Consider the following 23,866-nt stretch of genomic DNA (forward strand, 5'->3'; position numbering starts at 1 on the left):
ATCAGAGGCGCTTTACAACGCCCGGGATATCTTCATCGCATTCACGCCATAGCCGACGCGGGAGAAACCCAAAATGCTAAACATTAACCCCGCAGCAATTTAACGCACAGAAGCCAACCTGGAGAGCAAACCGCATCCCGGTTCGATAATTTTAAAGGAAATGAGATGAGTGCTTTATTCATCGCTCTTCGAGCGACCATTGGCCAACACTCGGGATTTTTTCTCTGTCAGAACGCGAAGAAGCTGCGTCAGCGCCCGTAGCGCCGAGTTCCGGCGCATACCTGCGTTGATCGATATTATGCCAAGAACGGCGACCAGAAAGGTGGCGTCGGGCCCCCAACACCAGGGAGCCCCCAGCCCGACGCCACCGCCTTACGTACTGATTAGTAAGGGAGAAAAATGTAGGTTGCGGAGGATAATCGTGCCCTTTGAATATTCACGCACGAAGTGAGCGAGGAAAATGCAGACCACTGACCAGACGTAAAGAAAAGATTCAGTGGCAGGCTTGGCAGCCCGCTGCGCAAGTAAGAATAAACGCCTTATGCAAAATTGCGCCCCCCTCTTGCCAACCCACCTTCCTCAGGCCAGAATACTGTACATTAAATCAGTGTTTACAGGTGAGTCATGTTTGTAGAATTAGTGTACGACAAGCGCAACGTCGCTGGGCTACCCAACGCCGCCGAGATTATTCGCAACGAGCTGGAAAAACGCGTGCATGTGCTGTTCCCGGAGGCGGAGGTGCGCGTGAAGCCGATGCAGGCCAACGGCCTGAACTCCGACGCCAGCAAAAGCGATCGTGAGAAGCTGAACCGAATGTTGGAAGAGATGTTCGAAGAAGCGGATCAGTGGCTGGTCACTGATATTTGAACCCTGTCTGATAGCCGGGCTCGCCCACCGGCTATATTTCCGCCAGTATATGCAAACGTTCAGCCCTTGGCTAATGGGATTGACGCGGTGCCTCCCCCATCCGGTTATCGGTTGGTTAATGTTAATATCGATGCTATTCGAAGCGCGCACTGCTGCAGTGTGCACTTTTCTAGCGCACCAATACCATAACAAAAAGCCCCAGCATCGCTGCTGGGGCCTCTGTCATGGTGCCGGCTACCGGAATCGAACTAGTGACCTACTGATTACAAGTCAGTTGCTCTACCTACTGAGCTAAGCCGGCTGAATTTGGCGGAAGGACAGAGATTCGAACTCTGGGAGCTGTTACACTCGACGGTTTTCAAGACCGTTGCCTTAAACCACTCGGCCATCCTTCCAATGGGCGCTGATATTAGCGATACCGTTATGAAATGTCTATCGTTTTGATGCAAAAAAATGGCACAACCGGTGCAGTTGCCTAAACTTCAGGCCTTAAACGCTTAAAAAATGAAAAGCCCCGCGCAAGCGAGGCTTTTTTGGTCGGCCGAAACGCGATTATTTCGGCTGAGAATCGTAGTCTGAACAGGTTTGATAGCCCTTGTTCATGACATGGCCCGTGTCGTTGTAGCTGACAAAGTAGGTTTGCACCTTGCCGTCGCGCGGCGCCACCGCATAGGTGTCGCAGGTGCCCTGCGCATGAACCAGTGTGGCAGTGGTCGACGGTGGACCCGCGATAGCCCGCACCTGCTGCTTGGTCATCCCTACTTTGACATCGCTGACCACCGGCTCATTGACATAGCTGGCTGCGCGATCATAGGTGGTACAACCGGCAAGAATGGAAAATACCGCCGCAGTGCCGACGGCCAAAACCAACTTCTTCGTCATAGCTTGTCCTCTTGGAGTGCATTTGTTGTTCCCTAAGTCTAGAAGCGGGAAGGATTTTCTACAAATTCCCCTTTGTCGATCGGTGCGCTTTTGCTCTCAAAAGGCCATCGCCAGCATCCCATCAGATTCAAAAACCGAAATCGCTCAGGGCTGGGACATCGTCCGGGCGCCGGCCGAGCGGCCAATGAAAACGCCGATCCTGTTCGCGGATCGGCATGTCGTTGATGCAGGCGTGACGGTTGATCATCAGCCCCTCCTGATTGAACTCCCAGTTCTCATTGCCGAAGCTGCGATACCAGTTGCCGGAATCGTCGCGCCATTCATAGGCAAAACGCACCGCGATGCGCGCGCCGTCAAACGCCCACAGCTCCTTAATCAGCCGATACTCCAGTTCTTTCGCCCACTTGCGTTGCAAAAAGCCGACCACCGCCGCGCGCCCATCGACAAATTCCGCGCGGTTACGCCAGTGGGTATCGAGGGAATACACCTGCGATACGCGTTCGGGATCGCGGCTATTCCAGGCATCCTCCGCCAGCCGCACCTTCTCGATAGCGGATTCGTGGGTAAAAGGCGGCAATGGGGGTTTAATGCTCATGTTTATCTCCTAAGTGAAGGCGTGTAGACAACTCTGTCTACATCATTACGCTAGCGCATGTAGACAGAGTTGTCTACAATCACTCGGAAATACCCAGGGAGAAAATGATGACCGCCGATCTCAACGCCTTACCCGCCCGCCAGCGCATCCTGCTGACGGCGCACGATCTGTTTTATCAAGAAGGGATCCGCGCCACCGGCATCGATCGCATCATCAAAGAATCGGGCGTGACCAAGGTGACCTTCTATCGCCACTTTCCCAGCAAGAATGATTTAATTACGGCGTTTTTGACCTATCGCCATCAGCAGTGGCTCACCTGGTTCAGCACATCGCTGGCCCATCATGTGGCGCAAACCGGTGGGCTGCTGCCGGCGTTGGCGCCCTGCCTGGCGGAGTGGTTCGACGAACCGCGCTTTCGCGGCTGCGCATTTATCAATACAGCGGTGGAAATCGCCGATCTGCTGCCGGAAAGCCTGCACATCGCCAGCCGGCATAAGCGGCAAATGGCGGAGGAACTGGCACGTCACCTGCCCGCCGGCCCACAGCAGGAACAGCAGGCAGCAATGCTGGCGATGCTGATCGACGGCGCCATCGTCAGAGTGCAGATAGAGCGGCAACCGCAGGCGGCGCTGCAGGTGCTGAATGCCGCTCTGGCGTTGCTGGCACAAGGCGGGTTCGATCAGTAATTGGCCCAGATGCCCGGCGTCACCAGTTCTAACAGGTGGGCGTCGGGATCGCGAAAATAAATACTCTCCCCGCCGTGTTCCCAGCGCATCCGCCCCTCAATCTCCACGCCGTTGGCCGTCAGATGCCGTTCCCAGTGTGGCAGTTGCGCTTTCGCCACCGCCAGCCCGATATGCGCCGGCCCCACGCCATCGTGCGCAGGAATAAACCCGGTAGGATAGTGCGCCCCGCGCAGCGAGTCGCCCTCGATAAACAGCAACAGTACGCTTCGATCGCCGACGTTATAGGCGCGAAACCGTTCGTTAGCGACCATCGCCGGCAGTTTCAGCACCTCCCGGTAAAAAGCGTCCGCGCGTTCAATATCGCTGACGTAGAGCACCGTTTCGATCACCTTGTCGATCTTGAGTTCCATATCATCCCCCTCTTTTTCTGTACTGACAGCGTAGGCTTAGAGGAGGAAAACCACGGTGCTTCCCGTGCCGATAGCGGATCAATCCGTGCTTTTTTACCGGCTTACAGGCAAAAAAAACGCGGCCCGAAGGCCGCGCGATGACGTTCACACTGAGGTGCTTAGAACTGGTAAACCAGGCCCACGGCAACCACGTTGTCGGTGTTGATACCGGCAGCGTCGGTGAAGTCGTTGTTGTCCACCAGGTTGATTTTGTAATCAACATAGGTGGACATGTTTTTGTTGAAGAAGTAGGTCGCACCCAGGTCGACGAATTTGACCAGATCTTGATCGCCGTAGTCCTTGCCGTTGCCGGCGCGGCCCAAGTCTTTACCTTTGGTCTGGTTATAACCCACGAACGGACGCAGACCGAAGTCGAACTGGTAGTGCGCGTAGGCTTCGAAGCTCTGCGCCTTGTTGGCGTAGCCATAAACGCTGCTGTCAGAACTACCGAAACGCGCCGCATTGTAGGACTGGGTGAACATCACCGCCAGGTAGACGTCGTTGGCGTCATATTTCAGACCGCCGGAGTACCCTTCGGCCTTGTCGCCGCGACCCATGATGTTCTGATGACCGTTACCGCCGTTCTGCTCGCTGGTACGACGCGAGTTGAAGAAGGCACCTGCGGCGCTGATGCCGTAGCCCATGTCATAGCTCATGGACATACCGTAGCCTTCGCCGTTTTGACCCAGAACGTCACGACCGTTGTTGGTCTCTTCGCCGTTGCCGTTTTTACCCTGGTACTGCAGGGCGAAGTTCAGGCCGTCAACCAGACCGAAGAAGTCGTTGTTACGGTAGGTCGCCAGGCCGCTGGAGCGCTGGAACATGAACTGGTCGGCGCCGTAGGTCATACCGTCGAACTCAGGCTGCAAGTCGGTATACGCCGCGACGTCGTACAGCACGCCGGTGTTACGGCCGTAGTCGAAGGAGCCATAGTCGCCGAATTTCAGACCGGCGAAGCCGTAACGGGTGAAGTTCTTGTTGTCCTGGCTTTCAGCGTGATTCAGGTTCGCCTGATATTCCCACTGGCCGTAACCGGTCAGCTGATCGCTGATTTGCGTTTCGCCGCGCAGGCCAAAACGCATATAAGACTGATCGCCGTCCACGCCGTTGTTGCTGGAGAAATAGTGAAGACCGTCGACTTTACCGTACAAATCCAGTTTATTACCGTCTTTGTTGTAGATTTCCGCCGCGCCTGCTGTGCCTGCAACCAGCAGTGCGGGTACCATCAGAGAGAGTACTCGAAGTTTCATCGTTATTATCCTCGTTAATTATGTCGAGCTACGGCCACTGCCCTTTTCGAGCATTATTAGCACGACTGTGCATTACCATTCTGGTAACAAGGGTTATATTAATCCAGAAAGAAAATGATACCAAGTATCCGATAGTGTTTCAGTGTAATTAATAAAGGTTTCCAAATGTAAATACGCGCGAACTTTCACAAAACATTACAGACAAACAAAATAAAGCACTTAAAGACAAAGAATAGATTAATTGATAAAAAATCATGTAGTTATACATATCTTTAAGAAAAAAAAGCCAACCATACAATTGAGCCAGACAATAAGCACATTGTGCCAAAACGCCGTCCGCACGCAGCCGCTATAATCACCTCGCTATCATCATTATTTTCATTATTACCTTCATTATCCGAGATCCGAGGATAATTTCTGCACTCCTTTAACCGGCTTCTGGCCGGTTTTTTATTTTTCTCCATACTCTCCTCACAATTCCGACTCGTACAAATAGCACGCAAATAAATAACCTAATGATATAGTTTCATTAATTTACTTTCGCACTAATTGCTAATCTTTTCCCTTATTTTAGTCTACAAATTGAAATTACTTTTCATTTCGTGCTTTATCCCACCGATTATTTCCCGCCACAGGCACAATTAGCCGCAGAGTTTCAATTCTGATAACCTGAAAAAAGTGCACCTCCAGCGAGTAAAATTCATGATGCCCTTTCAACCCGACGTGCTGTGGCGGCGGCTACAAACCTCCCCCTTCCGCGCTCGCTTCCGTTTAAATGCCAAAGACCAGACTTATCTCGACGGCAAGGGATTGCCGCTGATACTCAGCCATGCCCGCGATTTTATCGACCGCCGCCTGGCCGCCGCCCATCCTAAGAATGACGGCAAGCAAACACCGATGCGCGGCCACCCGGTGTTCGTCGCCCAGCATGCCACCGCTACCTGCTGCCGCAGCTGTCTGGAAAAGTGGCACGGCATACCGCAAGGCGTCGCACTGAACGAGCAGCAAAAGGAGTATATTGTCCAAGCTATCGCGCTGTGGCTGGTGCGCAGAGGCGGTGCCAGGGAGATGTCAGGCGCGAATATTTTCGATCCGGATCGCGGATTGTGATAAAAACTGTCAGTAACTTTCACCATTCTTTTGACCCAAGATCCTGACGCTTACATGACAGCTACCTTGTGCAATGAACAGCAAACGCCCGGCATTCCTCAACAGATCGCCACCCGTCTGGCCTTTTTCGTCGCCGGTCTCGGCATGGCCGCCTGGGCGCCGCTGGTCCCCTTCGCCAAAGCGCGCATCGGTATCGATGACGGTTCGCTCGGCCTGTTGCTGCTCTGTATCGGCGCCGGCTCCTTGTTGGCGATGCCGCTGACCGGTTTCCTGACCGGCAAACTGGGCTGCCGCGCGGTGATCCTGATGGCGGGTCTGGGATTGTGTATTGATCTGCCGCTGTTGGCACTGATGGATTCCCTCGGCGGCATGGCCGTGGCGCTGCTGCTATTCGGTGCGGCAATCGGCATGATCGACGTAGCGATGAACGTTCAGGCGGTGATCGTCGAACGCGCCAGCGGCAAGGCGATGATGTCCGGCTTTCACGGTTTCTTCAGCATCGGCGGCATTGCCGGCGCCGGCGGCGTCAGCGCGTTGCTGTGGTTGGGGCTGACACCGCTGCAATCCACCCTGCTCACCGTGCTGGCGGTGATAGTCCTGCTGGCGCTTGCCAGCCGCCATCTGCTGCGTGAGAGCGGCGCCGACGACGGCGGGCCGATGTTCGTCTTGCCGCGCGGTTGGGTGATGTTCATCGGCATTCTGTGCTTTATCATGTTTCTGGCGGAAGGATCGATGCTCGACTGGAGCGCGCTGTTCCTCACCACGTTGCGCGGTGTCGAACACAGCCAGGCCGGTCTGGGCTATGCGCTGTTTTCCATCACCATGACGCTCGGCCGCCTCAATGGCGATCGGGTGGTGAACTCGCTGGGCCGCTACCGGGTGCTGCTGCTGGGCAGCCTGTGTGCCGCTTTCGGCCTGGGTCTGGCCATCGCCTTCAATCACGCCACCGTTTCGCTGGCCGGTTTCATGTTGGTCGGCCTGGGCGCCTCGAACGTCGTGCCGATCCTGTTCAGCGCCGCAGGCAACCAGCGCGACATGCCGGCCAATTTGGCGATCGCTTCCGTCACCACCGTCGGCTATGCCGGTATTCTGGCCGGCCCGGCGCTGATCGGCTTCATCGCTCAGTTTTCCAACCTGACGGTGGCCTTCGCCTGCGTAGCCGCTCTGCTGTTGGCGGTGACCGCCAGCGCCAGGGCCGTCACTCGCTGATTCAGGAATGCGCAGCCACTATGCAAAATAAACAACTGACCATAAGCTCCAGCAACATTACCCGCTGCTTCCTGCTGTTTATCGTGCTGCTGACGATCGGCATCGGTCTGTATGGCTACAACTACACCAATGCCTGGCTGGCGGAAAAGAAGTACACGCTCAATAGCATCGCCGGTTCGCTGCAAAAGCGTATCGATACCTACCGCTATATGACCTATCAGGTCTATGACAAATTCGGCAATGCGCCGGCGCAGAATGTCGATCCTGGTTTGCAGGAAACCCGCCTGCGGCCCGACGTCTATTATGTCGAGAAACCGCACAAGAAAACCGACGCGGTGATCTTCGGCAGCCATGACGAGAACACGCTGGCGATGATCGCCAACATCTCGGACTACCTGGATACCCGCTGGGGCGCCAAGACCGAGAACTACGCCATGTATTACCTCAATGGTCAGGACAACAGCCTCAGCCTGATCACTACCCAGCCGCTCAAAGAGCTGGCTTCGCGCTTTCGGGAAAGCTACCTGACCACCTCGGCGGACGAACGCCGCGCCGAGATGCTGCAGCAGGCCAATATGCTCGACGAACGCGAGAGCTTTTCCGATCTGCGCAAGCAACGCTTCCAGAACGCCTATTCGTTTTCGATTCGCACCACCTTTAATCAGCCGGGGCATCTGGCGACGGTGATCGCCTTTGATTTGCCGATCAACGACATCATTCCGGCCAATCTGGCCCGCGCCAATTTCCTGCTGCTGCCGGATGATGTCGATCTCGACGACAGCACCATCCCGTCGGAAACCGTCCTCGGTACCCATGCAACGATGAGCGGGGGCTGGGTGGAGTTCAGCGCCGCCCTGCCCAATGCGCCGCTGAAGGTGGTGTATCGCGTTTCGGCTATCAATCTGGCCATCGATCTGCTGCGCAACAACATCTGGCTGATCGCAGTCAACTTGCTGCTGCTGGCGCTGTCGATGCTGAGCATCTACTTTATCCGCCGCCAGTACATTCGCCCGAGCGAAAACATGGCAGTGGAACTGGAGGCCGAGCGCGCGCTGAATCGGGAGATCGTCTCCAGCCTGCCCTCCGGCCTGCTGGTCTACAGCTTCGCCAACAATACGGTGATCGCCAGCAACAAAATCGCCGAGCACCTGCTGCCGCATCTCAGCCTGCAAAAGATCGCCCATATGGCCGAACAGCATCACGGAGTGATCCAGGCGACGGTCAACAACGAGGTGTATGAAATTCGCATTTTCCGCAGCCAGCTCTCACCGGACACCTACCTGTTCCTGATGAACGATCAGGATAAAGAGGTGATGGTGAACAAGCGGCTGCAGCAGGCGCGGCGCGAATACGACAAAAACGTTCAGGCGCGCAAACTGATGCTGCACAATCTGGGCATCGAGCTGAATCAGCCGGTACGTCAGATGCACGATCTGGTCGACCGCCTGCACAACCGGCCGGATGAGGAACAACAGCAGGCGCTGCTGGGCCAGCTGACGACGGCGTCGGCTTCGGTACTGGAGTTGATCGATAACATCACCCTGCTGACCCGGCTGGAAACCCAGGACTGGCAACCCACACGCGAGCCGTTCAACCCAACGGCGCTGATCGACGAGTTACTGCTGGAGGCCCTGCCTGCCCTCAATCAAAAGGGGCTGGCGCTGTTCAAGCATTTCCAATTGGACGTCGAGCAGAACTATATCGGCGACGCCAACGCGCTGCGCAAGGTGATCTCGTTGCTGGTGCATTACGCCATTATCACTACCGCCTGCGGCAAGATTTCTCTGGTCATCGACCATGAGCCCGAGCACCCTGACCGCCTGATTTTCCAAATCAACGACACCGGCTCCGGCATCTCCAACGAAGAGATCAGCAACCTCAACTATCCGTTCCTCAGCCAGACGCTGGTGGACCGCTTCAACCACGGTTCCGGCCTCACCTTCTTCCTGTGCAATCAGCTGTGCAAGAAGCTTAACGGCCAGTTGGACATTCACAGCAAGGTGGATATCGGCACTCGCTACACCATTCGCGTCGCCATGGAGATGGAGAAAAAAGAACCGCAGGAGCAGGAAAAGCTGCTCGACGGCGTCACCGCCCTGCTGGACGTCACGTCGGATGAAGTGCGCGGCATCGTGACCCGCCTGTTGCAGGCCTACGGCGCCGACTGTCTCGTCGCCGAAGATCGCGCGGTCAATCGCGATTATGACGTGCTGCTGACGGATAACCCGCAGCGGGCCGATGACTACACCCTGCTGCTGGCGACCGATGAGCCGGGTTGGCAAGCGCTGGATAAACGCTACATTAGGGTGAACTACAACCTGAACGGCGCATTAATCGACGCTGTGCTGATGTTGATCGAACAGCAAATGGCCGCGCTGGAACAGGAAGAAAGCCCGCTTTCATTGAGTTCAGAAGATATCCAACTCTATGAAAAACAATTGAAATCAAGTGATTACTATGGGCTGTTTGTCGATACAGTACCCGACGATGTCAAAAAACTGTATACTGAGGCGGGCAGCAGTGATTTCAATGCGCTGTCACAAACCGCACACCGCCTGAAAGGCGTGTTTGCCATGTTAAATCTGCTTCCCGGCAAGCAGCTGTGCGAATCGTTAGAACAGCGCATCGCAGAAGGTGATGCGCCCGAGATCGAGAATAACATCAGTCAGATTGATTTTTTCGTCAGCAGACTGCTGAAGCAAGGTAGCCAACAACATGAATAACCTGAACGTAATTATTGCTGATGACCATCCTATCGTACTGTTTGGCATCCGGAAGTCACTTGAGCAAATTGAATGGGTGAATGTCGTTGGGGAGTTCGAAGACTCAACCGCACTGATCAACAATCTGTCCAAGCTGGACGCCAACGTGCTGATCACCGATCTGTCGATGCCGGGTGACAAGTATGGCGACGGCATCACGCTGATTAAGTACATCAAGCGTCACTATCCGCAGTTGTCGATCATCGTGCTGACCATGAACAACAACCCGGCGATCCTGAGCGCGGTATTGGATCTGGATATCGAAGGCATCGTGCTGAAACAAGGCGCGCCGACCGATCTGCCGAAGGCGCTGGCCGCCCTGCAGAAAGGCAAGAAGTTCACGCCGGAAAGCGTCTCTAAACTGCTGGAAAAAATCAGCGCCAGCGGCTATGGCGACAAACGCCTGTCGCCGAAAGAAAGCGAAGTGCTGCGTCTGTTCGCCGAAGGTTTCCTGGTGACCGAAATTGCCAAGAAGCTCAACCGCAGCATCAAAACCATCAGCAGCCAGAAAAAATCGGCGATGATGAAGCTGGGCGTCGAGAACGACATCGCCCTGCTCAACTATCTCTCGTCCGTCAGCATGACGCCGTTGGACAAAGACTAAAACCCGCCTCACGGCAGGTGAACGCCAAACAGGCACGGCATCCGCCGTGCCTGTTTGCTTTTCAGGCCTCGCTGCGGCTGTAGCGCACCTGTTGACTGTAGTAAGCCAGCGTCTGTTCCAGCGTCTCCAGCGTAACCGGTTTCGACAGGCAATTATCCATGCCCGCCTCGAGACAGCGCTGCTTCTCTTCCGCCAGCGCGTTCGCCGTCACGCCGATTACCGGCGCGCTGAACTGCATCTGTCGCAGTTCCTGCGTCAGGCGATAACCGTCCATGTTCGGCATATTGACGTCGGTCAGCACAATATCGACGTGATGCTGTTTCAGTACGCCGAGCGCGTCGACGCCGTCGTTGGCGGTCACCACCTGATACCCCAGCGACCCCAGCTGATCGGACAACAGGCGACGGTTGATCGGATGATCGTCGACCACCAGCAGATGAATATCGCCGTTGTCCGCCGCGCTGGCCTTGGCGGGCACCGGCAGCTGCACCAGCCCCTCTGCCGCGCCGCCGCCGACGCCAAACAACCGGTTGAGCAAGGTCAACGTTTCACGCGGCGTGGAGGTGCTGTGCATCCAATAGCCTGGCCGGGTTTCCTGCGACGGGCCGATATGCTCGGTGGAGAATTGGATCTGAGCCAGCAGCGGCGTGTCCAGCATCAGCGGGTAATCGCTGAGCAGCACCTCACCGGCAGCGGTCTCCTGCCCGTCATAGCGTTGGATATCGGCGCCGTAACCGCCCAGGATCGCCATCAGGTAGCTTTCCAGCCGCTGATTGCGGATATCCAGCCACAGCAGCCGGCCCTGCCAGGTATCGCTGGCCTGCGGGATCGGGAACTGGGCGTTGAACAGCGGAATGCGAATGCTGAACAAGCTGCCCAACCCCGGTTCGGACTCGACAGAGACATCGCCGTCCATCAGGTTGACCAATTTTTCGCAGATCGCCAGCCCCAAACCGGTTCCCTGGAAGTGGCGCTGAACACCGGTCCCCACCTGGAAGAACGGGTCGAACAGGCGCGAGACCTCTTTCTCCGGAATACCGACGCCGGTATCGCGCACGCTGAACTCCAGGTAGCTGCCGCGGGTGCAGACCTGCAGCACGATACAGCCGGTATCGGTGAACTTGATGGCGTTGTTCACCAAATTGGAGAGCACCTGCTGTAACCGCACCGGATCGCCGAAGATGCGCTCCGGCACGTTCTGTTCGATAAAGCAGTACAGCCCCAGACGTTTCTTGACCACCAGCGGCAAATAGTTGCCGGCGATATGGGTGATCACCTCCAGGCAGGAGAACTCGCGCGGTTCGATCTTCAGCTGCTCGGACTCGATTTTGGAGAAGTCGAGAATATCGCTGATGATTTTCAGCAGCAGGCCGGAAGAGTTGTTCATCGCATTGACCAGCCGATCGACCCCTTGCGGCAACGCCTTGGTTTGCAGCAGATCGAGGTTGCCGATAATGCCGTACAGCGGCGTGCGCAGCTCATGGCTGACGGTAGCCAGGAACATCGATTTGGACTGGCTGGCCTGCTCCGCCGCCGCCGCCATCTCCTGCAACGACTCTTCCATCTTCACGCGCGCGCTGACGTCCACCAGCACGCAAATCGCCACCTCTTCGTTACGGTAGCGCGAGTGAACAAAGCTGATCTGCAGGTTGTTGTTGTTGCTGGTCATCACATCGACGAAATTCGCCTGCTGTTCGCAAATGATACGCGTAATGCGATCGCGATCTTCGTGGGTCAACAGGTTGATGTAGTTATGCGCCAGTTCGTTACTCAGGATATTGGTACCGTCGCTGATGCGCAGGATACAGATACCCACCGGCGCCGAGGCGACGATCTTGCGGTTGAACTGCTCGTGCTCTTCCAGGCGAAACGCGTTGTCCTCCGCCGGCAGGAACATCTTGCGCTCAAACAGCCACGCCAGCGTGAACAGCACGATGGCTGACAACAGGTTCAGCAACAGCGCGTTGAGGATCAGCATTTTGAAGCGTTCCACCACGCTTTTCACCGGCAGTGCATAGACGATGCTCAGCGAAGAAGGTGGCAGCGCTTTCTTCAGAATCAGGTCGCGGTAATTGTCGACATAGCCGAAGTACGCGTGCTCTACGGGATAGCTGTTAAGTGAGGCGGCATAACGATCGCCGTCCGCCAGACGCAGCACCGGCTCGTTGTTCTCATCCAGCAGCGTGACGCCGATCGGCAGGTTGCCGGCGGTAACGAAATCCTCCAACCGAACGGTTTGTTCGATGCCCAACAACGCCTCCAGCTTGTTGCCGATATAGATCGGCGTCAGTACATACAGATAACCGACGTCCGGCCGCTGCGCGCTGGGGCTGATCCAATACAGGTTGTTGTCTTTGTCCTGATTCTTGGCGTTGCGGTATTTCAGAATGCGCTCGTGCAGTGACTTCAGCACATTTTCCCGATTGGCACTCGCATTGCCGCCGCCGAATTCTGCCATACACAGGCTATCGCCGCCGATGAAGAACACCCGGTTGAGATCGTAGGCCGCTACGAAGTTCTCTTTCCAATACTGGATCAGGCCGCTCAGTGAATCGAGCGAACTGCGGTAGGTGGTGCTCAGCGCACAGTTGGACTCCGGGTACAGCGGAAAGAATTGCGGCGGGCTGCCCTTGCCGGGAAACACGCCGCTGAACATGTCCAGGCTGCTGACTGACCCGTTGAGGCGGTTCTCCGCCATATACTTGATGTCGCGGATGATGTCGGCGGAATGGCGGATATAGCCCTGTGCCTGGTCGAAATTGAGGTTGTACTCCTGCCGGATGTCCGATTCTTTCTGATGCAGGATATTCAGAATATAAAAGGTGGTGAGCAGCGTTCCCAACGACCACAGCAAAATCGCCAGCACCCGGAACAGATAGCGGGATATCTTCAGCGTAGTTCGAAAAGAGGCTAAGTATTTCAATCGGATACCATACGAAAGTCAGTGGCGGCGCACGCTATCGCCGGCACGGCGGCCGGCGGCTCGGTGCGCCAATTAAACCATATAACTGAAAAAGGGCCTAGCATCGCTGCCAGGCCCTTTTGTCTCAGTGCATTACGGTGTCGGCATGCCGACGCCCTCACCTTGCTTTAAACGTTGTCGTCGTCCATCGGCTCAGCCGCGTCGTCGCCATCGTCCAGCGGCGTGGTGTCTTCTTCCACCGCTTCCGCGCCCGGTTCCAGGCTATCCAGCTCTTCGTCTTCCACCGGTTCGGCCACGCGCTGCAGACCGACGACGTTTTCGTCTTCCGCCGTGCGGATCAGCGTCACGCCCTGGGTGTTACGGCCCACCACGCTGACTTCCGAAACGCGGGTGCGCACCAGCGTGCCTGCATCGGTGATCATCATGATCTGGTCGCTGGTTTCCACCTGCACGGCGCCAACCACCTGGCCATTACGCTCGCTCACCTTGATGGAGATAACCCCCTGGGTGGCACGTGACTTGGTCGGATACTCGGTCACGGCGGTACGTTTACCGAAGCCGTTTTGCGTGACGGTCAGAATGTCGCCTTCGCCGCGCGGCACGATCAGTGAGATCACGCTGTCACCTTCGCCGAGGTTGATGCCACGTACGCCGGTCGCGGTACGGCCCATCGAACGCACCTGCGCTTCCGGGAAGCGCACCACTTTACCGTTGGCGGAGAACAGCATCACTTCGTTGCTGCCGTCGGTCAGATCGACACCAATCAGCTCGTCGCCCTCGTTGAGGTTGACGGCGATGATGCCGGCGCTGCGCGGACGGCTGAACTCGGTCAGCGCGGTTTTCTTCACGGTACCGCTGGCGGTGGCCATGAACACGTGGCGCCCTTCTTCATACTCGCGTACCGGCAGGATGGCGGTGATACGCTCATCGGCTTCCAGCGGCAGCAGGTTGACGATTGGACGACCGCGCGCGCCACGGCTGGCTTCAGGCAGTTGGTACACCTTCATCCAGTACAGGCGGCCACGGCTGGAGAAGCACAGGATCGTATCGTGGGTGTTGGCCACCAGCAGGCGATCGATAAAGTCTTCTTCTTTAATACGCGCGGCGGACTTGCCTTTGCCGCCGCGGCGCTGGGCTTCATAGTCGGACAGCGGCTGATACTTCACGTAGCCCTGGTGAGACAGGGTCACCACCACGTCTTCCTGGTTGATCAGGTCTTCGATGTTGATGTCGGAAGTATTGGCGGTGATCTCGGTGCGACGGCCGTCGTTGTACAGCTCTTTGACCGCCACCAGCTCTTCGCGGATCACTTCCATCAGGCGCTCTGGGCTTTCCAGAATAAAGATCAGCTCGGCGATGAAGTTGAGCAGCTCTTTATATTCTTCCAGCAGCTTTTCGTGCTCCAGGCCGGTCAGTTTCTGCAGACGCAGATCCAGAATCGCCTGAGCCTGCTGCTCGGTCAGGTAGTACTTGCCGTCGCGGATGCCGAACTCCGGCTCCAGCCACTCAGGGCGGGCGGCGTCGTCACCGGCGCGTTCCAACATGGCGCTGACGTTGCCCAGATCCCACGGCTGAGCTACCAGTGCGACTTTCGCTTCCGCCGGGGTCGGCGCACGGCGAATCAGCTCGATGATCGGATCGATGTTGGCGAGCGCGATAGCCAGCGCTTCCAGGATATGGGCGCGATCGCGGGCTTTGCGCAGTTCGAAGATGGTGCGACGGGTGACCACTTCGCGGCGGTGGCGCACGAAGGCTTCGAGGATGTCTTTCAGGTTCAGCAGTTTAGGCTGCCCCTGATGCAGCGCAACCATGTTGATGCCGAAGGTGACCTGCAGTTGCGTCAGCGCATACAGGTTATTCAGCACCACTTCGCCGACCGCATCGCGTTTGACTTCGATGACGATGCGCATGCCGTCTTTATCGGACTCGTCACGCAGCGCGCTGATGCCTTCCACGCGTTTTTCTTTGACCAGCTCGGCGATCTTCTCGATCAGACGCGCCTTGTTCACCTGATACGGGATCTCGTGAACGATGATGGTTTCGCGCCCGGTCTTGGCGTCGGCTTCCACTTCCGCGCGCGCGCGCAGGTAGATTTTGCCGCGCCCGGTGCGGTAGGCCTCTTCAATACCGCGGCGGCCGTTGATGATCGCCGCCGTCGGGAAGTCTGGCCCCGGAATGTGTTCCATCAGCCCTTCAATGCTGATGTTTTCATCGTCGATATAGGCCAGGCAGCCGTTGACGACTTCCGCCAGGTTGTGCGGCGGGATATTGGTGGCCATGCCCACGGCGATGCCCGATGAGCCGTTGACCAGCAGGTTCGGGATCTTGGTCGGCATGACGGCCGGGATCTGCTCGGTGCCATCATAGTTAGGCACGAAGTCGACGGTTTCTTTTTCCAGATCCGCCAACAGTTCGTGAGCAATTTTGGACATGCGCACTTCGGTATAACGCATCGCCGCGGCGGAGTCGCCGTCGACGGAACCGAAGTTACCCTGACCGTCCACCAGCATGTAGCGCAGTGAAAACGGCTGAGCCATACGCACGATAGTGTCATAAACCGCGCTGTCACCGTGCGGGTGATATTTACCGATCACGTCCCCGACGACACGGGCCGATTTCTTGTATGGTTTATTCCAGTCGTTACCCAATACGCTCATCGCGTACAGAACGCGGCGGTGAACCGGCTTCAGTCCATCACGAACATCTGGCAGCGCACGTCCGACAATAACGGACATCGCATAGTCCAGATACGAGTTTTTCAACTCGTCTTCGATGTTTACCGGTGTGATTTCTCTGGCAAGGTCGCTCATGGAGCTGCTATCCCTCTACTAATGATTCATCTGCCCGCTGCCATAGTGGCAAAGGTGTAAAACTATATCACAAAGCACGCTTTACGGGAAAATAACCGCCGCTGTTTCACGGAAATTGTGCAGATAAGTGCGCTAAAAACGCATCGGCGCAGACGATGCCGCGCCGGAACATGTATAATCCGCGCAACGAGAACAAGGAGCCAGACCCGCCCATGAACGCAGAATCATCCAGCCGAGTGCAAAACGTTGACCATCAGGAAATCGCCAAGTTCGAGGCTGTCGCCTCCCGCTGGTGGGATCTGGAAGGCGAGTTCAAACCGCTGCACCGCATCAACCCGCTGCGCCTGAACTACATCATGCAGCGCGCCGGCGGCATCTTTGACAAGCAGGTGCTCGACGTGGGCTGCGGCGGGGGCATTCTGGCGGAAAGCATGGCGCGCGAAGGCGCCAAAGTGACCGGCCTGGACATGGGCGCAGAGCCGCTGCAGGTCGCCCGGCTGCACGCGTTGGAAAGCGGCATGGACGTCACCTATGTGCAGGAGACCGTAGAAAGCCACGCTCAGGCCAATCCGCAGCGCTACGACGTGGTCACCTGTATGGAGATGCTGGAGCACGTGCCCGATCCGGCCTCGGTGGTGCGCGCCTGCGCCCATCTGGTGAAACCGGGCGGTCACGTGTTCTTTTCAACGATTAACCGCAATACCAAAGCCTGGCTGATGGCGGTGATCGGCGCCGAGTACGTACTGAAGATGGTGCCGCAGGGCACCCACGATCATAAGAAGTTTATTCGCCCGTCCGAACTGATCGGCTGGGTCGACGGCACGCCGCTGCGCGAAAAGCACATGATCGGCCTGCATTACAACCCGATCACCGATCATTTCAAGCTTGGGCGCAACGTTGACGTGAACTACATGGTGCACACCCAGCACGAAGGTTAAGCACGGTAAACCGCGCCGGCCCTGCATTACCGGGGGGCGGCGCCAACGCGGTATTAGGAAAAATACCTAATTTCCGCGACTTCGATCAAAATAGCGGTTGTAGACAGTTTTTTAGAATATTAAATCAGATCAATATGCCGTTTTTTTCTAACGTTTAATAAAGCGCCAAACGATCGGTTTTTTCAGTTTTTCAGTAAAATCTGATCGTGCTTATTGACAAGCTTGTCGCGCCAGTCACGGCGCGCACTGCGAACGGCAAGTGGCATTTCACCCCCAAGTTATCCACAAATTAGGCCGGTTTTGTTCACTTGCAAACGCCGTTTTTTCTCACTATCTTGTTACCTCACCGACATACAACCCCTATATATAGTGTTTACATACTGAGCAGAGCGACTACACTTCTGCTTAGGGGCACCATACGGACAGGTAAAACACCACATGAACCAAAGTCTGCTTGTAACTAAACGCGATGGCCGTAAAGAGCGCATCAATCTCGACAAAATCCACCGGGTCATCGATTGGGCCGCTGAGGGATTACACAACGTCTCGGTTTCTCAAGTAGAGTTGCGTTCACACATTCAGTTTTATGACGGCATCAAAACCGCCGACATTCACGAAACCATCATCAAGGCCGCAGCTGACCTGATCTCCCGCGATGCGCCGGACTATCAGTACCTGGCCGCTCGCCTGGCGATCTTCCACCTGCGTAAAAAGGCTTACGGCCAGTTTGAGCCACCGAAGCTGCACGCCCACGTCACTCGCATGGTCGAGATGGGCAAATACGATAAGCATCTGCTGGAAGACTACAGCGCTGAAGAGTTCGAGCAGATGGATTCCTTTATCGATCATTGGCGCGACATGAACTTCTCTTATGCCGCCGTCAAGCAGCTGGAAGGCAAATACCTGGTGCAGAACCGCGTCAGCGGCGAAATCTACGAAAGCGCCCAGTTCCTGTATTTGCTGGTGTCTGCGTGCCTGTTCTCCAACTACCCGCGTGAAACCCGTCTGGACTACGTCAAACGTTTCTACGATGCGATTTCCACCTTCAAGATTTCGCTGCCTACGCCGATCATGTCCGGCGTGCGCACCCCAACCCGCCAGTTCAGCTCCTGCGTGCTGATCGAGTGCGGCGACAGCCTGGACTCCATCAACGCCACCTCCAGCGCCATTGTGAAATACGTTTCGCAGCGCGCCGGCATCGGCATCAACGCCGGCCGCATCCGCGCGCTGGGCAGCCCGATCCGTGGCGGTGAAGCCTTCCATACTGGCTGCATTCCGTTCTACAAACACTTCCAGACCGCCGTCAAATCCTGCTCACAGGGCGGCGTGCGCGGTGGCGCGGCAACGCTGTTCTACCCGATGTGGCACCTGGAAGTAGAAAGCCTGCTGGTGTTGAAAAACAACCGTGGCGTTGAAGGCAACCGCGTGCGTCACATGGACTACGGCGTGCAGTTGAACCGCCTGATGTACCAGCGTCTGATCAAGGGCGAAGACATCACCCTGTTCAGCCCGTCCGACGTGCCGGGGCTGTACGACGCGTTCTTCGCCGATCAGGACGAATTCGAGCGCCTGTACACCCAGTACGAGAAAGATGACAGCATTCGCCAGAAACGCGTGAAAGCGGTTGAGCTGTTCTCGCTGATGATGCAAGAACGTGCCTCTACCGGCCGTATCTACATCCAGAACGTCGACCACTGCAACACCCACAGCCCGTTCGATCCGCAGATCGCGCCGGTGCGTCAGTCCAACCTGTGCTTGGAAATCGCCCTGCCGACCAAGCCGCTGGAAGACGTCAACGATGAAAACGGCGAGATCGCGCTGTGTACCCTGTCTGCCTTCAACCTGGGCGCGATCGACAGCCTGGACGACCTGGAAGAGCTGGCGACCCTGGCGGTGCGTTCACTCGACGCTCTGCTGGATTATCAGGATTACCCGATCAAGGCTGCGCACCGTGGCGCGATGGGTCGCCGCACCCTGGGCATCGGCGTCATCAACTTCGCTTATTACCTGGCGAAGAACGGCGTACGCTATTCCGACGGCAGCGCCAACAACCTGACCCACAAAACGTTCGAAGCCATTCAGTACTACCTGCTGAAAGCCTCCAACCGTCTGGCTCAGGAACAAGGCGCTTGCCCGTGGTTCAACGAAACCACTTATTCGCAGGGCATCCTGCCGATCGACACCTACAAGAAAGACCTGGATGCGATCTGCAGCGAGCCGCTGCACTACGACTGGGAAACCCTGCGTAAAGAGATCCAGGAAACCGGCCTGCGCAACTCGACGCTGTCCGCCCTGATGCCATCGGAAACCTCTTCGCAGATTTCCAACGCCACCAACGGCATCGAGCCGCCGCGCGGCCACATCAGCATCAAGGCGTCGAAAGACGGCATCCTGCGCCAGGTGGTGCCGGAGTATGAGCGTCTGAAAGACAACTACGAGCTGCTGTGGGAAATGCCGAGCAACGACGGCTATCTGCAGCTGGTTGGGCTGATGCAGAAATTCATCGACCAATCGATCTCGGCCAACACCAACTACGATCCGACCCGCTTCCCGGGCGGCAAGGTGCCGATGAAGCAGCTGTTGAAAGACCTGCTCACCACCTACAAGTTCGGCGTGAAAACGCTGTACTACCAAAACACCCGCGACGGTGCGGAAGACGCCCAGGAAGATTTGCAGCCTGCCAAGGCCGGCGATGACGACTGCGAAAGCGGCGCCTGCAAGATCTAAAGTTTGACCTAGCGGGCCGGAATTTTCCGGCCCCTTCATTTAGCCACGTTACGATGGATTCAGGCTTATGGCTTACACCACTTTTTCTCAGACCAAAAACGACCAGCTGCAAGAGCCGATGTTCTTCGGCCAGTCGGTAAACGTTGCGCGTTTCGACCAGCAAAAGCATGAAATCTTCGAAAAGCTGATCGAAAAACAGCTCTCCTTCTTCTGGCGCCCGGAAGAAGTTGACGTTTCCCGCGACCGTATCGATTACCAGGCGCTGCCGGAGCACGAGAAGCACATCTTCATCAGCAACCTGAAATATCAGACGCTGCTGGACTCCATCCAGGGCCGCAGCCCGAACGTCGCCCTGCTGCCGCTGATCTCGATCCCTGAGTTGGAAACCTGGGTGGAAACCTGGTCGTTCTCCGAGACCATCCACTCCCGTTCCTACACTCACATCATCCGCAACATCGTCAACGATCCGGCGCTGGTGTTCGACGATATCGTCACCAACGAAGAGATCAAGAAGCGCGCGAAAGACATTTCCGGCTACTACGACGATCTGATCGAGATGACCAGCTACTATCACCTGCTGGGTGAAGGCACCCACCAGGTGAACGGTAAAACCGTCACCGTCAATCTGCGCGCGCTGAAGAAGCAGCTGTACCTGTGCCTGATGAGCGTGAACGCGCTGGAAGCGATCCGCTTCTACGTCAGCTTTGCCTGCTCCTTCGCGTTCGCCGAGCGCGAACTGATGGAAGGCAACGCCAAGATCATCAAGCTGATCGCCCGCGACGAAGCGCTGCACCTGACCGGCACCCAGCACATGCTGAACCTGATGCGTTCCGGCGCCGACGATCCGGAAATGGCGGAGATCGCCGAGGAATGTCAACAGCAGTGCTACGATCTGTTCGTGCTGGCCGCCCAGCAGGAGAAAGAGTGGGCGGAATACCTGTTCCGCGACGGCTCGATGATTGGCCTGAACAAAGACATCCTGTGCCAGTATGTGGAATACATCACCAATATCCGCATGCAGGCGGTCGGCCTTGGTCTGCCGTTCGAAACCCGCTCCAACCCGATCCCATGGATCAATGCCTGGTTGGTGTCCGACAACGTGCAGGTAGCGCCGCAGGAAGTGGAAGTGAGCTCCTACCTGGTTGGCCAGATCGACTCGGAGATCAACGCCGACGACCTGAGCGACTTCGAACTGTAAGCGATGGCGACGCCAATCGTAACGCTGCGCGCCGCCGGCACGCAGCTCTCCTGCCCCAACAGTGAAAACTGTCTGCTCGACGTGCTGGAACTGCACGACGTGCAGGTGGAGTATCAGTGCCGATCCGGCTATTGCGGTGCCTGCCGCCTGAAGCTGGTGAAAGGTGAAGTGACCTACCGCCAGCAGCCGCTGGCGTTTATCAACGCCGGCGAGATCCTGCCCTGCTGCTGCATGCCGCTGACGGATATCGAGCTGGAAATGTAAAGTCGGGTGCCGGAAACCGCGCCTGGAGACCAGAAGGCGGGGTTGCCCCCGCCCTATGATTACCGCTTCACCTCACACGCCAACCTGATCAGGATAGTGATATTTTCCTGGTAGATTTTCAGCTCGCACAGCGAGTCTCTTATCATCCAGATAAATAACAAAACCGTAATACATACAACGGTTAGTGAGTGAAACACATGCCTTAAGCGCATGCTTGCCTCCTTGCTGTGAAGGGGCTACCATAACGGTGTCTAGGCGTTAGGGCAGCCCCATTCTGATTGAGAGTCAGTTTGGGGCTTTCATCTATCCGCCTTGTCACACAATGCCCAAGACGAACAGTCTCAAGCACCCGTCAAGAGAGTAACAGCATTCTCTCGCCGCGAATATCCCCTATAACCTTATGATTAATTAGGGATATATAACTATCCTCAAAGTATTTCGCTTAGCGCCCCTTTCCCGACGATGTGGAAAAATAACGCGCCGGGGAATCGCCGAAAGCTTTACGAAACATGGCGATAAAATTGCTCGGCGAGGCATACCCCAGCGTTTCCGCTATCTGCAGCACCGTCTCGCCTTCGGCCAGCTTCGCTAACGCATACGACAACCGGGCCTGCTGGCGCCACTGTGCAAAACTCAACCCCGTCTCGCCGATCATCAGCCGCCGCAGGGTACGCGGCGACATCGCCCCCCATTCAGCCCACGCCTCCAGCGAACGCTCGCTCCCCGGCTGCGCCAGCAAGGCCTGTAGAACGCCGGCCAGGCGCGGATGGGACGACATCGGCAAATGCAGTGGTTCCGTCGGCGCCAAACGTATCTCGTCCCGCATCACCAGCGCCATGCGATCCTGCTCCAGGGTGAGCGCGCTGCGCTTGTCCCAGCCTTCTGCTCGCTGAGCCAGCGCCTGCAGCACGGCGCTAATGCCGATGACGCAGGGTACATTCGACAGATCGTGGCAGGCCTCCGGCGCCAGCAGCAAACTCCAGCCGCTCAGTGCGCCGCAGACCTGCACCCGGTGCTCCGTCGCCGGTGGGATCCAACCCGCCCGCTGAGGCGGAAGCACCCAATCGCCCTGCGCCGTGCGTACATGCAACAAGCCGCTTTCGACGCACAGCAACTGCCCGCGCACATGCTGATGCCAGTCGTATTCGCGCGTGCCCAACCGATACTCCCGGCCTGCCGCGTCGCGGCCGCCAAGGGCGATCAGCCAGGGGCCCGCCCGCCATTCGCTGCAGTCAGCGTCAGTGAAGTGAGGGTTATCGTTCACATTGGCCACTTATCACTATTTTTAGTCCAGATACCGTTATATCAACCTTTTCCTGCGCCGACATAATGAAATGCTTCCGGCCGCTCCCGTTTGTGGCCACTGACTCACGAGGGAACATGATGACAACACCCAGCATTGGCATTATCGGCGCCGGGCCCGGCGGTCTGTGTCTGGCTCAGGGGCTGAGCCGCTTCGGCATCCACGCCACGGTGTTTGAACGCGACACCACGCCGCAAGCGCGCGATCAGGGCTACCGGCTGCGCATCGATCCGTCTGGCCAGCAGGCGCTGGCCGCCTGCCTGCCGCCGGCGCACTACCGGTTGCTCTGCGCCGGCAGCGCGCAAAACAGCGGCGAGAGCAATCTATGGGATCCGCAGCTTGCCCCGCTCACCGGCCGGCGCCCCGAGCACTGGTTGCCGTCCAGCCAGCGCCAAACGCAAGAACCGAGCGGCGATCTCGGCATTCATCGCCAAACGCTGCGCGAGATCCTGCTTGCCGGCCTGCAAGACCGGGTGCGTTTCGGCCATACCTTGCGTGAATTTGCACAAACGCCGCAGGGCGTGGAGCTACAGTTCGCCAACGGCGAGCAAGTGCGAGTCGATGTGCTGATCGCCGCCGACGGCGTCAACTCGCTGGTGCGGCGGCGCTGCCTGCCCGAGGCGGGGCCCGAAGACAGCGGCGCGGTCACCCTCTACGGCAAAACACCGCTCGATGCGGCAACCCGGGCCCAATTGGCCCCTGAGCTGCTGAACGGCGTATCGGTGATCTTCGCCGACGGCGTATCGCTGGTGATTGAACCGATGCGCTTTCAGGCGCCCATGGCGCAGCTGGCGGCCGACTACGCGCCCGATTGCCGCCTCACGCCGGTCGACGATTATCTCTATTGGGCCTGTATCGGATCGGCTGAACGGCTCGGCGGGCCGACACGGGCGAAGGGAAGCGCAACGCTGCAGGCGCGTGTACGGCATATCTCGCAGGGATGGGCGCCCGCCTTGCAAACGGCGTTAGCGTTGGCGGATCCCCTGTCGCTCAGCGTGCGGACGGTGCAGGTCACGAAGGCGATGCCGGTGTGGCACAGCGAACGCATCGCCTTTCTCGGGGACGCCGTGCACGCCATGAGCCCAGCGGGCGGGCTTGGCGCCAACACCGCGCTGGCGGACGCCGCCAGCCTGGCGACGCATCTGGCGCAAGCCGGCAGCGCCGCGCAGGCGCTCAGGGACTACGGTCTGGAACTGCACGTGCGGGGTGCCGCGGCGATACGCCTGTCACGGCTGGCGTCCGAACGGCTGCAGCAAAGCCGTGACGCCGGCAACTCGGCGCCATGACCG

19 protein-coding genes and 2 tRNA genes are annotated in these 23,866 nt (G+C 57.4%); 11 read left to right on the top strand and 10 right to left on the bottom strand.

The annotated features are described in order from the left end of the window. Nucleotides 1-624 precede the first annotated feature (624 nt). On the top strand, nucleotides 625-867 hold the full coding sequence (locus tag ACMGGW_RS15385) for a DinI family protein (protein WP_025303629.1): 243 nt from the start codon (nucleotides 625-627) through the stop codon (nucleotides 865-867). Between the two features lie 225 nt (nucleotides 868-1,092). On the opposite strand, the gene ACMGGW_RS15390 is transcribed toward ACMGGW_RS15385, so the two are convergent. The 4 genes from ACMGGW_RS15390 to ACMGGW_RS15405 form a co-directional block, all read right to left on the bottom strand. Continuing rightward, a tRNA-Thr gene (locus tag ACMGGW_RS15390) sits at nucleotides 1,093-1,168 on the bottom strand. A 6-nt stretch (nucleotides 1,169-1,174) separates the two neighbouring features. Continuing rightward, nucleotides 1,175-1,262 (bottom strand) — tRNA-Ser (locus ACMGGW_RS15395). Between the two features lie 157 nt (nucleotides 1,263-1,419). Continuing rightward, the gene (osmE, locus tag ACMGGW_RS15400; RefSeq protein WP_025303630.1) at nucleotides 1,420-1,749 is read right to left on the bottom strand and encodes an osmotically-inducible lipoprotein OsmE; all 330 of its coding nucleotides are present in this window, start codon (nucleotides 1,747-1,749) and stop codon (nucleotides 1,420-1,422) included. Between the two features lie 127 nt (nucleotides 1,750-1,876). Continuing rightward, a complete protein-coding gene (locus tag ACMGGW_RS15405; RefSeq protein ID WP_164063929.1) occupies nucleotides 1,877-2,344 on the bottom strand; it encodes a DUF1348 family protein in 468 nt (155 codons plus the stop codon). Between the two features lie 107 nt (nucleotides 2,345-2,451). On the opposite strand from ACMGGW_RS15405, the gene ACMGGW_RS15410 reads away from it, so the two are divergent. Continuing rightward, the gene (locus ACMGGW_RS15410) at nucleotides 2,452-3,030 is read left to right on the top strand and encodes a TetR/AcrR family transcriptional regulator (RefSeq protein ID WP_049203662.1); all 579 of its coding nucleotides are present in this window, start codon (nucleotides 2,452-2,454) and stop codon (nucleotides 3,028-3,030) included. Here the strand turns inward: ACMGGW_RS15410 and ACMGGW_RS15415 are convergent. After that, nucleotides 3,024-3,440, bottom strand: coding sequence for a VOC family protein (locus tag ACMGGW_RS15415; protein ID WP_025303633.1), 417 nt, complete (start codon nucleotides 3,438-3,440; stop codon nucleotides 3,024-3,026). The genes ACMGGW_RS15410 and ACMGGW_RS15415 overlap by 7 nt on opposite strands. 158 nt (nucleotides 3,441-3,598) lie before the next feature. Further along, complete coding sequence (ompC, locus tag ACMGGW_RS15420) at nucleotides 3,599-4,729, bottom strand: porin OmpC (protein ID WP_025303634.1); 1,131 nt, start codon at nucleotides 4,727-4,729, stop codon at nucleotides 3,599-3,601. A 702-nt stretch (nucleotides 4,730-5,431) separates the two neighbouring features. Between ompC and ACMGGW_RS15425 the strand changes: the two genes are divergently transcribed. Genes ACMGGW_RS15425 through rcsB form a run of 4 tightly spaced genes read left to right on the top strand, consistent with a single transcriptional unit; the run spans nucleotide 5,432 to nucleotide 10,414 of the window. Continuing rightward, entirely contained in the window at nucleotides 5,432-5,839 is a 408-nt protein-coding gene (locus tag ACMGGW_RS15425; RefSeq protein ID WP_062826730.1) for a DUF4186 domain-containing protein, read from the top strand. Between the two features lie 54 nt (nucleotides 5,840-5,893). Then, complete coding sequence (locus tag ACMGGW_RS15430; RefSeq protein WP_049294881.1) at nucleotides 5,894-7,048, top strand: MFS transporter; 1,155 nt, start codon at nucleotides 5,894-5,896, stop codon at nucleotides 7,046-7,048. A gap of 20 nt (nucleotides 7,049-7,068) precedes the next feature. After that, nucleotides 7,069-9,771 (top strand): phosphotransferase RcsD, encoded by a 2,703-nt coding sequence (gene rcsD, locus ACMGGW_RS15435; protein WP_164063925.1) that lies wholly within the window; start codon nucleotides 7,069-7,071, stop codon nucleotides 9,769-9,771. After that, entirely contained in the window at nucleotides 9,764-10,414 is a 651-nt protein-coding gene (gene rcsB / locus ACMGGW_RS15440) for a response regulator transcription factor RcsB (RefSeq protein ID WP_004935900.1), read from the top strand. Before rcsD ends, rcsB begins: the two co-directional genes overlap by 8 nt. Nucleotides 10,415-10,475: 61 nt before the next feature. Here rcsB and rcsC read toward each other — a convergent pair whose 3' ends face one another. Together rcsC and gyrA are read right to left on the bottom strand one after the other, a co-directional pair. Next, nucleotides 10,476-13,337, bottom strand: a complete 2,862-nt coding sequence (gene rcsC, locus ACMGGW_RS15445) for a two-component system sensor histidine kinase RcsC (protein WP_197832383.1) — start codon at nucleotides 13,335-13,337, stop codon at nucleotides 10,476-10,478. A 167-nt stretch (nucleotides 13,338-13,504) separates the two neighbouring features. Continuing rightward, nucleotides 13,505-16,147, bottom strand: coding sequence for a DNA topoisomerase (ATP-hydrolyzing) subunit A (gene gyrA, locus ACMGGW_RS15450; protein ID WP_025303639.1), 2,643 nt, complete (start codon nucleotides 16,145-16,147; stop codon nucleotides 13,505-13,507). Nucleotides 16,148-16,359: 212 nt separating this feature from the next. Here gyrA and ubiG point away from each other — a divergent pair, with 212 nt between their 5' ends. From ubiG to yfaE, 4 genes are all read left to right on the top strand, one after another. After that, entirely contained in the window at nucleotides 16,360-17,085 is a 726-nt protein-coding gene (gene ubiG, locus ACMGGW_RS15455) for a bifunctional 2-polyprenyl-6-hydroxyphenol methylase/3-demethylubiquinol 3-O-methyltransferase UbiG (RefSeq protein WP_025303640.1), read from the top strand. 438 nt (nucleotides 17,086-17,523) lie between these two features. Beyond that, nucleotides 17,524-19,812 carry a class 1a ribonucleoside-diphosphate reductase subunit alpha gene (gene nrdA, locus ACMGGW_RS15460; protein WP_025303641.1) on the top strand — a complete coding sequence of 763 codons (2,289 nt, stop codon included), beginning with the start codon at nucleotides 17,524-17,526 and terminating at the stop codon, nucleotides 19,810-19,812. Nucleotides 19,813-19,879: 67 nt separating this feature from the next. Then, entirely contained in the window at nucleotides 19,880-21,010 is a 1,131-nt protein-coding gene (gene nrdB, locus ACMGGW_RS15465) for a class Ia ribonucleoside-diphosphate reductase subunit beta (RefSeq protein ID WP_019453694.1), read from the top strand. Between the two features lie 3 nt (nucleotides 21,011-21,013). Beyond that, on the top strand, nucleotides 21,014-21,274 hold the full coding sequence (yfaE, locus tag ACMGGW_RS15470; protein WP_025303642.1) for a class I ribonucleotide reductase maintenance protein YfaE: 261 nt from the start codon (nucleotides 21,014-21,016) through the stop codon (nucleotides 21,272-21,274). A gap of 59 nt (nucleotides 21,275-21,333) precedes the next feature. On the opposite strand, the gene ACMGGW_RS15475 is transcribed toward yfaE, so the two are convergent. Together ACMGGW_RS15475 and ACMGGW_RS15480 are read right to left on the bottom strand one after the other, a co-directional pair. Continuing rightward, nucleotides 21,334-21,486, bottom strand: a complete 153-nt coding sequence (locus ACMGGW_RS15475) for a Hok/Gef family protein (protein ID WP_004935921.1) — start codon at nucleotides 21,484-21,486, stop codon at nucleotides 21,334-21,336. A gap of 230 nt (nucleotides 21,487-21,716) precedes the next feature. Then, the gene (locus ACMGGW_RS15480; protein ID WP_197825185.1) at nucleotides 21,717-22,538 is read right to left on the bottom strand and encodes an AraC family transcriptional regulator; all 822 of its coding nucleotides are present in this window, start codon (nucleotides 22,536-22,538) and stop codon (nucleotides 21,717-21,719) included. A 116-nt stretch (nucleotides 22,539-22,654) separates the two neighbouring features. Here ACMGGW_RS15480 and ACMGGW_RS15485 point away from each other — a divergent pair, with 116 nt between their 5' ends. Continuing rightward, on the top strand, nucleotides 22,655-23,863 hold the full coding sequence (locus ACMGGW_RS15485) for an FAD-dependent oxidoreductase (protein ID WP_239532916.1): 1,209 nt from the start codon (nucleotides 22,655-22,657) through the stop codon (nucleotides 23,861-23,863). Nucleotides 23,864-23,866: the final 3 nt, after the last annotated feature.

Source organism: Serratia sp. BNK-4, from assembly GCF_048685115.1.
Taxonomy (GTDB): Bacteria; Pseudomonadota; Gammaproteobacteria; order Enterobacterales; family Enterobacteriaceae; genus Serratia; species Serratia bockelmannii.

Bases quoted from the DNA above. Each gene is read 5' to 3' on its own strand.
- ubiG (WP_025303640.1), top strand. From the start codon at position 16,360: ATGAACGCAGAATCATCCAGCCGAGTGCAAAACGTTGACCATCAGGAA.
- ompC (WP_025303634.1), bottom strand. From the start codon at position 4,729: ATGAAACTTCGAGTACTCTCTCTGATGGTACCCGCACTGCTGGTTGCA.
- nrdA (WP_025303641.1), top strand. From the start codon at position 17,524: ATGAACCAAAGTCTGCTTGTAACTAAACGCGATGGCCGTAAAGAGCGC.
- ACMGGW_RS15485 (WP_239532916.1), top strand. From the start codon at position 22,655: ATGATGACAACACCCAGCATTGGCATTATCGGCGCCGGGCCCGGCGGT.
- rcsB (WP_004935900.1), top strand. From the start codon at position 9,764: ATGAATAACCTGAACGTAATTATTGCTGATGACCATCCTATCGTACTG.
- ACMGGW_RS15425 (WP_062826730.1), top strand. From the start codon at position 5,432: ATGATGCCCTTTCAACCCGACGTGCTGTGGCGGCGGCTACAAACCTCC.
- ACMGGW_RS15415 (WP_025303633.1), bottom strand. From the start codon at position 3,440: ATGGAACTCAAGATCGACAAGGTGATCGAAACGGTGCTCTACGTCAGC.
- ACMGGW_RS15405 (WP_164063929.1), bottom strand. From the start codon at position 2,344: ATGAGCATTAAACCCCCATTGCCGCCTTTTACCCACGAATCCGCTATC.
- ACMGGW_RS15430 (WP_049294881.1), top strand. From the start codon at position 5,894: ATGACAGCTACCTTGTGCAATGAACAGCAAACGCCCGGCATTCCTCAA.
- nrdB (WP_019453694.1), top strand. From the start codon at position 19,880: ATGGCTTACACCACTTTTTCTCAGACCAAAAACGACCAGCTGCAAGAG.
- yfaE (WP_025303642.1), top strand. From the start codon at position 21,014: ATGGCGACGCCAATCGTAACGCTGCGCGCCGCCGGCACGCAGCTCTCC.
- gyrA (WP_025303639.1), bottom strand. From the start codon at position 16,147: ATGAGCGACCTTGCCAGAGAAATCACACCGGTAAACATCGAAGACGAG.
- ACMGGW_RS15410 (WP_049203662.1), top strand. From the start codon at position 2,452: ATGACCGCCGATCTCAACGCCTTACCCGCCCGCCAGCGCATCCTGCTG.
- rcsD (WP_164063925.1), top strand. From the start codon at position 7,069: ATGCAAAATAAACAACTGACCATAAGCTCCAGCAACATTACCCGCTGC.
- osmE (WP_025303630.1), bottom strand. From the start codon at position 1,749: ATGACGAAGAAGTTGGTTTTGGCCGTCGGCACTGCGGCGGTATTTTCC.
- ACMGGW_RS15385 (WP_025303629.1), top strand. From the start codon at position 625: ATGTTTGTAGAATTAGTGTACGACAAGCGCAACGTCGCTGGGCTACCC.
- ACMGGW_RS15475 (WP_004935921.1), bottom strand. From the start codon at position 21,486: ATGCGCTTAAGGCATGTGTTTCACTCACTAACCGTTGTATGTATTACG.